Here is a 307-nt window from a genome sequence, read left to right on the forward strand (position 1 = left end):
CAGGTCGAGGGCGTCGGGTATCTCCTCCAAGAACAGCTTCTCGTACTTCAGCGAGCCGAAGCCCCGCTCGCGTGAGCCGTTCTGGCCCGGGGTACGGACCCTGGTGCGTACGTGCCGCAGCTCGGGGCGGGTGGCGATGAAAGCCTCGAAGCGGAACGAGCGGAACGGTCCGCCGTTGTCGGTGACGATCGTGACCAGCGGCTGCACGGTGCCGTCGGTCGCGCGCCGGGCCAGGTCGACCAGCTGGGCTCCGGCGAGCCGTTCGGCTTCGGCGAGGGCGAGCTCGATGGCGGCGATGGCGTCGTGC

General features: G+C 70.4%; 1 pseudogene. It reads right to left on the reverse strand.

Going from position 1 to position 307, the window contains the following annotated elements:
- A pseudogene (locus PUR56_RS43530) lies at window positions 1-307 on the reverse strand (hypothetical protein); the annotation flags it as partial.

It is taken from the genome of Streptomyces sp. BE303, from assembly GCF_036290945.1.
Classification (GTDB): domain Bacteria; phylum Actinomycetota; class Actinomycetes; order Streptomycetales; family Streptomycetaceae; genus Kitasatospora.